We start from the raw sequence: 12,204 nt of genomic DNA, 5'->3' as shown, positions 1-12,204 counted from the left end.
CAGGTTATCGATGAGGATTGATCTGTGTCACCGAGATGGGAATCAAACCCCGATATAGGCAGGGGCCGCAGCGTCGTCTGGTCCCTGCACGCGCACTTGGTACCCGCTGCGAGGAGATCATGCGGGACGTGTACGTGGATTTCGGCGCTGAGCTGCACGAGTTCAAGGGCGGGAAGGACCATGTGCACCTGCTGGTCCACTACCCGCCCAAGATCGCTCTGTCCCGGCTGGTGGGCTCGCTCAAGGGCGTCTCCGCGCGCCGCTTGCGTCAGGAATTGCCCGACCACATTCGCCGCTGCCTATGGGGCGACAATTTCTGGGGACCGCCTCGCCGTCCTGGCCGCCGTTCGAGGTGAGCGCGGCGTCCAGCGAGGAGGAGTTGTAGCCGTTGACGGCGATCCGAGCCTCGACGACCTCGTCCTCGGAGAGGCCCATCAGCGTGGCCAGTTCGGCGATGCTCGGTTCGCGGTTCAGTCGGCCGGCGAGTTCCTCCCGGGCCTTGGAAAGCTCCACGCGCAACTCCTGGAGTATGCACGGCACGTGCACGGCCCACGTGGTGCACCGGAAGAGGCGCTTGATCTCGCCGACGATGTACGAAAGTGCGAAGGAGGTGAACTCGACCTCGCGGGAGAGCTCGAACCGGTCGATCGCCTTGATCGGACCGATCATCCCGACATGGGGGATGTCCCGCGGATCGTCGCCCGCGATGACGGATGCATCCCGCCGCGAAGCGCGGGCGGCGTCGGAGGCGGGGATGAGAGGGCTGGTCGTCACGGCCCAGACGGCCCGCCCGTGGGACGTACATCTCGATCCGGGACAACTCCCGCGCGTCACGCGGAGCCACGATCCGCGGGAACTCGGTGTCCGCCCAGTCCGGCTTCGTGCTTCGGCGCCTACCCCGGATACGGGCGGCAAGCGTCCGTTCCGTGAGCGACAGGTTTGCGATCTCTGGGCAGCAGGTGCGCCCCCTCGGGTCAGGTGGCGAGGACGGAGTCGTCCATCGTGCGGGCTCCGGGCAGCCGGTGGCGGGCCGCGACGAGCGCCGCGTCCACATCCCTCGTACCGGTCGAGACGCACAGCGTGTAGGCCACGTCGTCCATGCGCCGCCGGACCTCCGTACCGCCGTCCTCGGCGTGCAGCGTGCGCAGGGTGACGTACTGCTCGACGAGGTTGCGCAGTACCGCGGGGTGGGCCATCAGCACGGGAGTCCTCCGGAGGGGTGGGTGGGCCGACCGGTCGGTCGCGACCGGTGATCGTTCCTGACCCCGGTTACCCGGTTCCTCCCGATCCACGCGGGCGGGGCCTCGCCCCGACGCCCGGGCACGGCGGACGACGTGAGGCCGTCTCGGGGCGGCGGAAAACCGATGGCGGATCGCGGCCGGGGCGCCGATGCTCAGAGGCATGGCCGACACCACACTTCCCCAGCATCCCCAGTCCGGGAACACCCCGCCCGAGCGGAGATTCGGGTGGTGGGACATGTTCGTGCACCCGGACGACGATCCGCGCTCCGACGGGGGGTTCGTGGGGGAGCGGGACACGCTCGTCGGGTATCTGCGCGACCAGCGGTTGACGTTGGAGATGAAGTGCGCGGGTCTGGACGCCGAGGCGATGGCCCGGCGTTCCGTCGAGCCCTCGAACATGTCGCTGCTCGGGCTGGTGCGTCATCTGGCGGGGGTCGAACAGGCCTGGTTCCGCGGGGTGCTGGCCGGCCAGGACGCGCCGCGGCACTACCGTTCGGACGGCGACCCGAACGGCGACTTCAACGGCGCGGTGCCCGACCCCGAGGTGGTGGCGGATGCCTGGGACACCTGGCGCTCCGAGGTGGCCTTCGCCGAGCGGTTCGTGGACGAGGCCCGCGACCTCGACATCACCGGCACCCACGACGACGAACCGATCGCGCTCCGGGAGGTGCTGGTGCACCTGATCGAGGAGTACGCCCGGCACAACGGCCACGCGGACTTCCTGCGCGAGCGGATCGACGGGCGGGTCGGGCAGTGACGGGCGGGTGACGCGCCTCGATTCCCCCGAGAGCGGAATGCCGAGCCGAGCCCTTTCCTGGCGGGTCGGGGCTTCTAGGCTGAAGGGGTGAGCAACCAAGCGCCGAACGAAGCCCGCGTCATTTTCCTCCGCCCGGCGACCGCACCCGCTCCGGTCACCGGCCCGGCGGCCCGTCCCACCCGTCCCGTGGCCGACGCGCCCCAGCGGCCCCGCCCGGTCCTCGCGCCCCGGCAGACGCCACCGGCGCCCAGGAGCAGGGAGCCGCTGTGGCGCGACCTGGTGGGTGACGTCCTGCGGCGCGAGCGGCTCGCGCAGGAGCGGACGCTCAAGGACGTGGCCGACGCGGCCCGGATCTCGATGCCCTATCTCTCGGAGCTGGAGCGCGGCCGCAAGGAGGCCTCGTCCGAAGTCCTCGCGGCCGCCGCGCGCGCCCTGGGCCTCGGACTCACCGATCTGCTCTCGCTGGCCCAGGGCGAACTCACCCGCCTCGCCCAGGTGCGGCCCGCCCGCCATCGCACCCCGTCGGCCTCGCACCACGACGGCATGTGCCTCGCCGCCTGACCGGAACGACCGGCCAGGGCCTGCCCGGCGGACGTCGCCGCAGACGCGGGCCCTGGCGGTGGTCCGGTCTCAGACCGTCGCGAGCCGTCGGCTCAGGACCTCGTCCGCGAGTCCGTACGCCACGGCCTCCTGTGCGGTGAACACCTTGTCGCGGTCCATGTCCGCGCGCAGGGTCGGCACGTCGTGGTGTGTGTGCCGGGAGAGGACCTCCTCGACCTGGGCGCGGATACGGAGCATCTCCTTGGCCTGGAGGGCGAGGTCGGACACCGTCCCCTGCCGGCCGCCGCTCGCGGGCTGGCCGAGCAGCACACGCGCGTGCTCCAGGACGAACCGCCGTCCGGGATCGCCGCCGGCCAGCAGCACCGCCGCCGTGGAGGCCGCCTGGCCGACGCAGAACGTCGAGATCGGCGCCTGTACGAACGTCATCGTGTCGTAGATCGCCATGAGCGAGGTGAACGACCCACCGGGCGAGTTGATGTAGATCGCGATCTCGCTCTCCGGGTTCGACGACTCCAGATGGAGGAGTTGCGCGATGACGACGTTGGCGACCCCGTCGTCGATCTCGGTGCCGAGAAAGATGATCCGCTCGGACAGCAGCCGGCTGAAGACGTCGTAGGACCGCTCGCCCTGCGGGGTCCGCTCGACGACGTTCGGAATCGTGTACGTACCCATGTCAGAGCCCCATCCGTCGCCGTGACGCGGCCGGGCGGACGTCGTCGAGCGACTCCACGACCCGGTCCACCATGCCGTACTCCTTGGCCTGTTCGGCCGTGAACCAGCGGTCGCGGTCGCCGTCCCGGGAGATCGTCTCCTGGCTCTGGCCGGTGTGCTCCGCGGTGATCCGCTCGATGGCCTGCTTCGTGAACTCCAGGTTCTGCGCCTGGATCTCGATGTCGGCGGTGGTGCCGCCGATGCCCGCCGAGGGCTGGTGCATCATGATCCGCGCGTTGGGCAGCGCGTACCGCTTGCCGTGGGTGCCGACGCTGAGCAGGAACTGCCCCATGCTCGCGGCGAATCCCATGGCGAGGGTCGAGACGTCGTTGGGGATCAGCCGCATGGTGTCGTAGATCGCGAGCCCCGCGGTCACCGATCCGCCCGGGCTGTTGATGTACAGGCTGATGTCGGTGCGCGGGTCCTCCGCCGACAGTACGAGCAGTTGGGCGCAGACCCGGTTCGCGGACACCTCGTCGACCTGGGTGCCGAGCAGGACGATCCGCTGCGCGAGCAGTTGGGCGGCCAGATGGTCGTCGAAGCGGGTCGCGGGGGTGTCGCCGTCCTCGGCGCGCGGTGCGTGGGCCGGGTACCGGCCGGTGATGAGTGGAGTCATCGGTCCTCCTCGTGGTGGCGCGGCTGTCGTCGCCGCGATCCCCACTCTCGGACCGAAGGCCCTTGCGGATCAGCTTTCTCGGCCCGCAGCAGATTCGCCACGGGCAGAGGGGATACGGGGTTGCCGTCACCGACGCCACCGACGGCCCCGGCGGAGGACCGGGGCCCAGGTGTCCGACCCGTGCCTCAGGCGTCGGCGCGCAGGTCCCGGAAGAAGGACCGCACATCCTCGACCAGCAGCTCGGGCTCCTCCGCCGCGGCGAAGTGTCCGCCCCGGTCGAATTCCGTCCACCGCACGATGTTGTTCGTACGCTCCGCGATGTGCCGCAGCGGTACGAGGGGCTCGTGCGGGAAGACGGCCAGCGCGGTCGGCGCCGTCGACGGCTCGGGCGCGGTGCCCCAGTAGTCCGCGTGCGCCCGCTCGTAGTAGATGCGGGCCGAGGACCCCGCCGTGGCGGTCAGCCAGTACAGCATCACGTTGGTCAGCATCAGGTCCCGGTCGACGGCTTCCTCGGGGCGGTCCTTCGCATCCGTCCACGCCCTGAACTTCTCGGCGATCCAGGCGAGTTGACCGACGGGGGAGTCCGTCAGCGCGTAGGCCAGGGTCTGTGGCCGGGTGCCCTGGAGCTCGGCGTACCCGGCCTCCTCGCGGCGCCATTCCACGCCCCGCCGCCACGACAGCAGCGCGCGCTCGCGTTCCTCGGGGCTCAGCGCGGCCAGTTCCCCGGGAGTCGGCTCGGCGACCGCGGACGATCCGGGCAGCAGGTTCAGGTGGACACCCACGAGCCGCTCGGGGTACGCCCGGCCCAGCTCCCGGGAGATGGCCCCGCCCCAGTCGCCGCCCTGGGCGCCGAACCGCTCGTAGCCGAGCCGTGTCATGAGCTCGGCGAAGGCGGCGGCCACCCGTTGGAACTCCCAGCCGGTGTCCCGGGTGGGCCCGGACAGCCCGAACCCTGGAATGCTCGGTACGACGAGATGGAACGCGTCGGCCGGATCGCCGCCGTGCGCGCGCGGATCGGTCAACGGGCCGACGACGTCGGTGAATTCGACGATCGAGCCGGGCCAGCCGTGCGTGATGACCAGCGGGGTCGCGTCCGGTTCCGGGGAACGGATGTGCGCGAAGTGGATCCGCGCGCCGTCGATCTCCGTCGTGAACTGCGGCCATGCGTTCAACCGCGCCTGCGCCGCCTGCCAGTCGTAGTCGTGCCGCCAGTACCGCACGAGTTCGCGCAGGTACTCCCGCGGGACGCCGTAGGCCCAGCCGACCCCGGGCAGTTCGTCGGGCCAGCGGGTGCGATCGAGCCGTCGGCGCAGGTCGTCGAGGTCGCTCTGCGGGAAGCCGATACGGAACGGCTCGATGCGCGCGCTGTCCGAGGCGGAGGGGCTGGAGGAATCAGCGGAGGAAGTCATGTCCGCGCATGCTATAGCGCCCCTTGGAGGGCGCGGCGAACGACGCGATCGGCCGCAGCCGTCCCTCCCGGCGAAAGGATCCCGCGCGACGCCGATGAGTTTTGGGACGACGATCGGTCGACAGAGGTGACGAAACCTTTCCCGCCGCAGGAGGTACGTATGTCCGCCGACGGATTCACCACGTGTCTGTGGTTCGACGGTCAGGCCGAGGAGGCCGCGCACTACTACGTCTCGATCTTCAAGAACTCCCGGCTCGGCAGGATCGCCCGCTTCTCCGAGTCGGAGCACGGCACCGCCGGTTCCGTGATGGCCGTCGACTTCGTGGCCAACGGACAGAAGTTCGTCGCACTGAACGGCGGCCCGCAGTTCACGTTCGACGAGGCCATCTCGTTCCAGATCCACTGCGACGACCAGGAGGAGGTGGACCACTACTGGAACAAGTTCGTCGAGGACGGCGGCGAGGAGGGCCCCTGCGGTTGGATCAAGGACAAGTACGGCCTGTCCTGGCAGGTCGTCCCGAGCAGGCTCATCGACCTGATCAGCGACCCGAACACGGAGAAGGCGGCCCGGACGGCCCAGGCGATGTACAAGATGTCCAAGCTGGACATCGCGGCGCTGGAGAAGGCGTACGCGGGCGAGTAACGCACCCACGGCACCATGCGGTCGGCCCGTTGCTCCTCCTCCCGGCGAGGAGCAACGGGCCGACCGCTGTGCGGTGCCGAGGTGGCCTCGTCCACCGCCCCCGATCGGCCGAGTCTGTGGGTTCGACATGCTCACCCACCCCGTAACGAGTGGGTTTCCGAGGTTGATTTCCGGGTTCCACGGGTTGGCGCGGAACCATCTCCTCGTTATCGTTCACGCCCTTCACTCAATCGTTCGGTTGAACGAATAGCGAGAAGGACGGTCGGTCCATGTCCGACATCCACCACCCGGGACGGCGATCGCTCCTCGCCGCGGGAGCCGCGAGCACCGCGGCACTCGGTGCGTCCTGGCTGCTCACCGGCTGTACGGGTGCCGCTGCCGCACCCGTGCTGCCCGCGGCGGCGAAGAAGGGCGCCCCCGACCGCGGCGGCACCCTCCGCGTCGCCCGGCCGCCCGCCTCCGAGGCCGAGACGCTGGATCCGGCCAGCGCCCTTTCCGCGTACGAATACCTCGGCGCCCTCTACAACCGCCTCGTCCGCGTCGACGCGGACGGGGGAGTGTCTGGATCTTGGGTCTGGCCCGTAGTCGGTGGTGACGCTGGGTGTCCGTCAGGGTAGGAGGATGCGGTGGCGGAGGAGGTCGAATCCGGCGCGTCCATGCATCTGTCTCATGATCCTCTTGGTGCGGGTGTTGACGCCTTCGGTGCGGCCGTTGTGGTAGGGCAGCGTGAGGCCGGCGTTCACGGCGGGCCGGTCGATTTCGAGGCCGTTGGTGAGACTGCGCAGGTGGGGTAGGTCGACGGCACGGGCGGCCGTGATCCACTCGGTGAGTTTCACGTCGTTGCCCTCGGCCGGTTTCAGCAGGGTGGCGAAGCCGCCTACGAGATCGGCGAGTGCGGTCATCTCCGGGCAGGCATTGGCGATCTTCTCCAGCAGGGTCGCTTCCTTCGGACGCAGGTTTTCGGGGTTGGTAAGCAGGAGGCGGCTGGCGTGACGTGGGGTGGTGACGGGACGGTCGCCTTCAGCGCGGCCCTGGTTGAGGTGGCGGACCAGCAGGTTCGCGCTGCCGGTGTAGCCCAACTCTCGTATCTCCCCCAGCAGTTGGGTGACAGCAACTGCTGGATCGGCCGCGCGGCGGGCGCGCAGATGGTCGCGGTAGGGGTCGACGAGGGTGGGCCGGTAGGCGGGGGCGATGCGCAGGGCCTGGGGTTCGGGCATGCGGGCGTAGCGTTTGACGGTGTTCAGGGCCAGGCCGAGGCGGCGGGAGCAGTCGAGCAGGCCGATGCCCTGGCCGAGGAGGTCGTGGATCTTGTTCCAGCGTTCGCGGGTGGTCTGCTCGCGTACTCCGCCGGGGCGGGGCGGGTTGATGGTGGCCCAGCAGCCGGTGTGCGCGCGGACCTCGAGCTGGACTTTGTCGCAGAGGTTTCTCCAGAGGTGCCATCGGTCGCTGACCTGCACCGCGTCGGGCAGGGCACGGCGGATGGCCTCGGCGTAAGTGGCGGAGCCGTCGCGGCACACGACCTCGACACCAGGATGTTTGCGCAGCCAGGACTCCAGGGTGGCCCTCTCGCGGTCGGGCAGGACCGCGACGCGTCGGCCGGTTTCGGGCAGGACCGCGACGCGTCGGCCGGTTTCGGCATCCGTGATGATCGTGGCGTAGCGGTGGCGGCGGCGCAGGGCGAAATCGTCCACGCCGATCACCCGCGGGACCGCCTGCTGCGGCAGCGGCAGGCGTCGCAGATGGCGCAGTGCGGTACTGCGGGAAACGGGCACGGCCAGCAGGCCGGCGAGGCGTGCGGTCGCCCGGCCGCATAACTCCCGCGCCACCTGGGATAGCGACCGTCCACGGACGTCGTTCGGTCCTGCAATCAGACGCGCACTTTGGCTGAGCCGTCGTCACCACAGCACCCACACCGAGATCATCGACTGCGCACCGCGTGCTTGCGCACCGCGTGCTTGCGCACTTGACGACGTCCGTCTGTGCTAGTGCGCAACCACGCCGAGATGGAACCTGCGCACAGCCCGATACGGCGGCCGCCCCGGCCGTGCGCAGAGGGCCGTTGTCTTCGGCGAGGCCGCCCTGCCTCTGTTCGGACGTGCCGGGGTGGCCGCTGCGAGCGTTACTACCAGCCGGCCCCGACCAAACCACCGACCACAGGCCCCCGACCATGATGACGAAGTAGAGACGAAAGTCCTGGTCAGGGTCGTGGTCACCCGACCACGGGCCCGACCAGGCCCGAGGCACCGGGTGACTCGTAGTGCCGTGCGTCTCGCGGACATCCCGTGCGCAGAACGGCGGCGAGCTCAGTCGCGCGCACTACTACGAGGCCATCGATAGTCCTGGCGGGATGCGCAGTGCAGCCCAAGGAGGAGGTTGCGGACGCTGCCTGGCGAACGAATCGTGCGCTGCGCAACTGCGCAGTCGTCTCTGGCGTCCAGTGCGCAGGCCCTTCTGTCATCGAGTGCGCAGCGTTCGTCTGTTGGTGCGCAGCACGGCGTGCCCCAACCAGCCGGTGTTGTGAGGCTCATTGGTTTGCCTGCGCGGGGGGCCGCAAGGAGCGAGGGAAAAGAGCGCGCAGGATGCGCACCTGCGTGGCTTGCTACCGCCGTGTGGGACAACCAGGTGGTGACGGGGCCGTCTGGTCGGCCCCGACCACAGGGCCGACCACGGCAGCCTGCGGTCCAGGTTCTGGGATCTTGATACGTCGTCGAGCTCTCGGCCGCACCCGCCCGGGCCATGTCAGTGCGCGAGTAGCCTCGATGAGCCCTACACCGGGCTCAACACTCGCCTCCACCGGCTGACTCGTCGGTGCGTGCGCCCCGAGTCCTGCCGGGTGGAACGATGCCGTGGATCATTTCGCGTAGATCGCCTGTCGGTGTGCAGCTGACAATCGCCAACGCCTCTTCCTGGACCCGTGGGGATCCCTTTCGCTGCGCTGCGGCCATCCTGCGGTGTCGGCGACGCGTGAATCGTGACCCAGTTCCGACGCTTGGGTTCGCTACCGGTCCACTTTTCAGCCGTCGTCGACACTGCGGATCTGTCGCTGCGCGATCCTGGGTTGGTCTCGCGGATCTGTTCAACGCCACTAAGGCAGCCGGCTGTCGGGAGCGGCGGCGGCTGAAGTAGGCCCCGCTGGTGCGCCCGCTCCGCTCGGGTTCGTCGCCACGAAGCACGGTCAACGCTCCTTCGTGTCCCGCCGACCGGGGGCGGGCCGGGACACGGCGACGAGTTGGTCATCTCCTGTGAGCGGCAGGTGTTGAGACACCAACTGTTGGAACCATCTACTGCGGCCACTGTTGCACCTGACTATTGCATCAAGGGTTCCCCACCTCCTGTCAGCGCCTGTGCGTAGACCCAGGTCAGCCCCCAATTTCCGCGTGGTCGGGGGCCTGACATCCCCTCTGCTGCCGCTGCTCCCATGCCCGGTGGAGAAGAAAGAAGGGTGGTGGGCGGGCTGGGTCGACGCGGCGGCCTCGGGGAGGGGCCGGCTCAGCATGGTTGCGCGTCGGCAGGCATCCGCGCCGCTGACGCGGCGTGAGCAGGGTGAGCGGCGACGTGCTGGAGAGTACTGTCGCCTGGCGAAGGTCGTCCTCGTAGCTGTGGTGGATCCACATCAGCACGCGAAGCTCGGCCTCCGTCGCGGTGGAGGTGTCAATCGCGAACGTGGTGGTGGCGCAGGGCCACCCATCGTCCGGACGCTCGAAGACCGTGTCGCTCACGCGCTGGGCGTGCCAGGAAGTCTCGGGTCCTGGGGAACTGGGACGTAGTCGCCGACCAGGTGGCTCGTCTCGGATCCTTGGTCGGGTAATTGACCCGTCGTCCGTTGCCCGGCAGGCTCCTTCCAGGTCGTGATCACGGAGGTGCCGTGGGACGCCGTTCTGAAGTGTTTGTCCGGCCGGTGAGCATGGAGGAGGGTCGGCGGCTGCAGCGGATCAGCCGGACCGCGAAGGATCCGGTGAAGCTGCGGCGGGCCATCTTGGTGATGATGTCGGCCCAGGGCCAGTCGGTGCCGGACATCACCTCGTTGATGCAGGTCAGCGCCGACCACGTCTGTGACGTCATCCACGCGTTCAACGAGCGGGGGTTCGACGCGCTGGACCCGCAATGGAGCGGGGGACGCCCCAGAACGATCAGTAGCCAGGCGCGCGAACACATTTGTCTCATCGCCCGGACATCCCCCGCCGACTGCTACCGCATCCGTCACCGCAAACAGCGGCGCGAGTTCACGGGTATAGGTGGTACCCGACGCTCTGCGTCCGTGGGAGCGCGGGATATGAAGCGACAGCCATCCAGACCGACTCCGGTGGCGCGAGCCCGCTGGCCGAAGCGTCTTATGGCATAGGGATCTCCAAGTCCGATCTCTCTGCCCAAGTTTGCCACGAGCCAGTACTCATGCGAGAGTACTCGTATGTCATCCATCAGGTTGTTCATCCTCGACACGTTCGCGAGGAACGGCGAGATGCACGGGCACAGGGTCCGTCTCCAGGCAGAGCAGGAACATCTGCACCTGTGGACGGACGTGTCGGTAGGCAGCCTGTACCAGGCGATCAAACGGCTGCTGTCCGAAGGGCTGCTCGCCGAGATACGGGTCGAGCGAGAAGGCAATCTGCCCGAGCGTCAGGTCTACGGCATCACAGACGAAGGGCGGCGGAGGCTCCGGGAACTGCAGTCGCAGGGGCTTACCCACATCTGGATGAAACCGGACCCCTTCGACCTGGCCCTCACCCGCCTGGACCCCGAGAAACTGGATGATCTCCACGCCGTCATCACCTCCCGGCTGGACGAGCTCTCCTCCATGCTGTCCACCACCGAGGCGCTGAACGCGCATGCCATCGACAGCGGCTACCTGACGGTGAGCGAGTCCCTCGCGGTCAGCCACGGCGCGCACCGGCTGCGCGCCGAAGTTGCCTGGCTCCAAGAAGTCCTGAACGCGGTGCCCGAGATCGTCGCCGACGAGCGGACCCGCCGGCCCGGAAACCCCTGATCGCCGGGCACCACGCCAGCACGTACCACCCTGCAACCTTCGCGACCAATATGCGGACCATATGGAGCATGCACCATGTCGGAACTGATCGAGCCCTTCATACTGTCCATTCCCGACGAGCAGCTGACTGACCTGGGCGAACGCCTCTCCCGCACACGGTGGCCCGACGCCGAAACCGTGCCCGACACGAGCCAGGGCTCCCAACTGGCCAAGGTTCGCGCCCTGCACGACTACTGGCTCCACACCTACGACTGGCGGCGGTGCGAGAAAACCCTCAACGGCTTCGGCCAGTCCCGCACCACCATCGACGGTCTGGGAATCCACTTCCTCCACGTGCGCTCGCCGGAACCGGAGGCCCTCCCCTTGATCGTGACCCACGGATGGCCCAGCTCGGTCCTCGACTTCCACAAGGTCATCGGCCCGCTGACCGACCCCGCGGCCCACGGCGGCGATCCGCGCGACGCTTTCCACCTCGTGGTGCCATCGCTGCCGGGATTCGGATTCTCCGACCGGCCGACCGCACCCGGCTGGGGATTTCGCCGGATCGCCGACGCCTGGGTCACCCTGATGGACCGACTCGGGTACCAGCGGTGGGGTGCACAGGGCGGCGATCTCGGCTGCGCGGTCACCGACGAGATCGGTCGCGCGGCCCCGGACGGCTGCGTCGGACTGCACCTCAACTTCGCCATGTTCCCGCCCACACCCGAGGAGATCAAGGACGCCACCGCGCAGGAACAGGCCATGCTCGACAGCGCCGGCTGGTTCTGGGAGAACCTTTCGGGCTACGCCAAACAACAGGCAACCCGTCCGCAGACCATCGGTTACTCCCTCGCGGAGTCCCCCATCGGCTTGGCCGCCTGGATCTACGCGATGTACCAGGACACCTGCGGCACACCAGGAGACGCGGAAGCGTCATTCACCCTCGACGAACTACTCGACACCATCATGCTGTACTGGCTTCCCAACACCGGAGCATCCTCCGCCCGAATGTACTGGGAAATGGCCCGGGCACCCCGCCCCTCCGCGCCGACCCCCGCCGAACCCATCACCGTGCCCACCGGATTCAGCATGTTCCCCGAGGAACACGTGCGAAAGTCCAGGCGCTGGATCGAGCGCCGCTACAGCAACGTGATCCACTTCAGCGAACCCGCCGCAGGAGGCCACTTCGCAGCCCTGGAGCAGCCGAAACGCTTCACCGATGACGTCCGGGCCACTTTCCGCTCCGTGCGCTGAGCACGGATGCCTGCGCCGCGACCTCCCTCAACCGACCTCCTTGCAGAAGG

General features: G+C 68.7%; 11 protein-coding genes and 3 pseudogenes. 7 read left to right on the top strand and 7 right to left on the bottom strand.

Going from position 1 to position 12,204, the window contains the following annotated elements; all coding sequences use genetic code 11:
- Positions 1–24 precede the first annotated feature (24 nt).
- Positions 25–326, top strand: a pseudogene (gene tnpA, locus AAFF41_RS51510) (IS200/IS605 family transposase); the annotation flags it as partial.
- Here tnpA and AAFF41_RS06050 read toward each other — a convergent pair.
- Both AAFF41_RS06050 and AAFF41_RS06045 read right to left on the bottom strand, forming a co-directional pair.
- Positions 322–904: pseudogene (locus AAFF41_RS06050) on the bottom strand (sigma-70 domain-containing protein); the annotation flags it as partial. The pseudogenes tnpA and AAFF41_RS06050 sit on opposite strands and share 5 nt — an antisense overlap.
- Positions 905–974: 70 nt before the next feature.
- Complete coding sequence (locus tag AAFF41_RS06045; protein ID WP_054233831.1) at positions 975–1,202, bottom strand: DUF5133 domain-containing protein; 228 nt, start codon at positions 1,200–1,202, stop codon at positions 975–977.
- Positions 1,203–1,476: 274 nt separating this feature from the next.
- Between AAFF41_RS06045 and AAFF41_RS06040 the strand changes: the two genes are divergently transcribed.
- Both AAFF41_RS06040 and AAFF41_RS06035 read left to right on the top strand, forming a co-directional pair.
- Positions 1,477–1,998: a DinB family protein gene (locus tag AAFF41_RS06040; protein WP_168500816.1), complete on the top strand. Its 522-nt coding sequence runs from the start codon at positions 1,477–1,479 to the stop codon at positions 1,996–1,998.
- Between the two features lie 87 nt (positions 1,999–2,085).
- Entirely contained in the window at positions 2,086–2,559 is a 474-nt protein-coding gene (locus tag AAFF41_RS06035) for a helix-turn-helix domain-containing protein (RefSeq protein ID WP_319753130.1), read from the top strand.
- Between the two features lie 69 nt (positions 2,560–2,628).
- Here the strand turns inward: AAFF41_RS06035 and AAFF41_RS06030 are convergent, their stop codons facing one another.
- The 3 genes from AAFF41_RS06030 to AAFF41_RS06020 all read right to left on the bottom strand — a co-directional run bounded on the left by AAFF41_RS06030 (position 2,629) and on the right by AAFF41_RS06020 (position 5,295).
- Positions 2,629–3,231, bottom strand: a complete 603-nt coding sequence (locus tag AAFF41_RS06030) for a ClpP family protease (RefSeq protein ID WP_054233833.1) — start codon at positions 3,229–3,231, stop codon at positions 2,629–2,631.
- A gap of 1 nt (position 3,232) precedes the next feature.
- On the bottom strand, positions 3,233–3,886 hold the full coding sequence (locus AAFF41_RS06025; RefSeq protein WP_319753128.1) for an ATP-dependent Clp protease proteolytic subunit: 654 nt from the start codon (positions 3,884–3,886) through the stop codon (positions 3,233–3,235).
- Between the two features lie 185 nt (positions 3,887–4,071).
- Positions 4,072–5,295, bottom strand: coding sequence for an epoxide hydrolase family protein (locus AAFF41_RS06020; RefSeq protein ID WP_319753127.1), 1,224 nt, complete (start codon positions 5,293–5,295; stop codon positions 4,072–4,074).
- Between the two features lie 159 nt (positions 5,296–5,454).
- Here AAFF41_RS06020 and AAFF41_RS06015 point away from each other — a divergent pair, with 159 nt between their 5' ends.
- Positions 5,455–5,937 carry a VOC family protein gene (locus tag AAFF41_RS06015; protein ID WP_319753126.1) on the top strand — a complete coding sequence of 161 codons (483 nt, stop codon included), beginning with the start codon at positions 5,455–5,457 and terminating at the stop codon, positions 5,935–5,937.
- Between the two features lie 608 nt (positions 5,938–6,545).
- On the opposite strand, the pseudogene AAFF41_RS06010 reads toward AAFF41_RS06015, so the two are convergent.
- Positions 6,546–7,772: pseudogene (locus tag AAFF41_RS06010) on the bottom strand (ISL3 family transposase); the annotation flags it as partial.
- Positions 7,773–9,789: 2,017 nt separating this feature from the next.
- Positions 9,790–9,999, bottom strand: coding sequence for a hypothetical protein (locus AAFF41_RS06005; RefSeq protein WP_319753021.1), 210 nt, complete (start codon positions 9,997–9,999; stop codon positions 9,790–9,792).
- Between AAFF41_RS06005 and AAFF41_RS06000 the strand changes: the two genes are divergently transcribed.
- The 3 genes from AAFF41_RS06000 to AAFF41_RS05990 all read left to right on the top strand — a co-directional run bounded on the left by AAFF41_RS06000 (position 9,920) and on the right by AAFF41_RS05990 (position 12,154).
- Complete coding sequence (locus AAFF41_RS06000; RefSeq protein WP_343326259.1) at positions 9,920–10,279, top strand: helix-turn-helix domain-containing protein; 360 nt, start codon at positions 9,920–9,922, stop codon at positions 10,277–10,279. The two genes, AAFF41_RS06005 and AAFF41_RS06000, sit on opposite strands and share 80 nt — an antisense overlap.
- A gap of 66 nt (positions 10,280–10,345) precedes the next feature.
- Positions 10,346–10,921: a PadR family transcriptional regulator gene (locus AAFF41_RS05995; protein ID WP_319752964.1), complete on the top strand. Its 576-nt coding sequence runs from the start codon at positions 10,346–10,348 to the stop codon at positions 10,919–10,921.
- 75 nt (positions 10,922–10,996) lie between these two features.
- Positions 10,997–12,154, top strand: coding sequence for an epoxide hydrolase family protein (locus tag AAFF41_RS05990; RefSeq protein ID WP_319752965.1), 1,158 nt, complete (start codon positions 10,997–10,999; stop codon positions 12,152–12,154).
- Positions 12,155–12,204: the final 50 nt, after the last annotated feature.

This window comes from Streptomyces mirabilis, from assembly GCF_039503195.1.
Taxonomy (GTDB): domain Bacteria; phylum Actinomycetota; class Actinomycetes; order Streptomycetales; family Streptomycetaceae; genus Streptomyces; species Streptomyces mirabilis_D.
The sequence above is the reverse complement of the archived record's forward strand: the minus strand, read 5'-3'. Positions and strand labels throughout refer to the sequence as shown.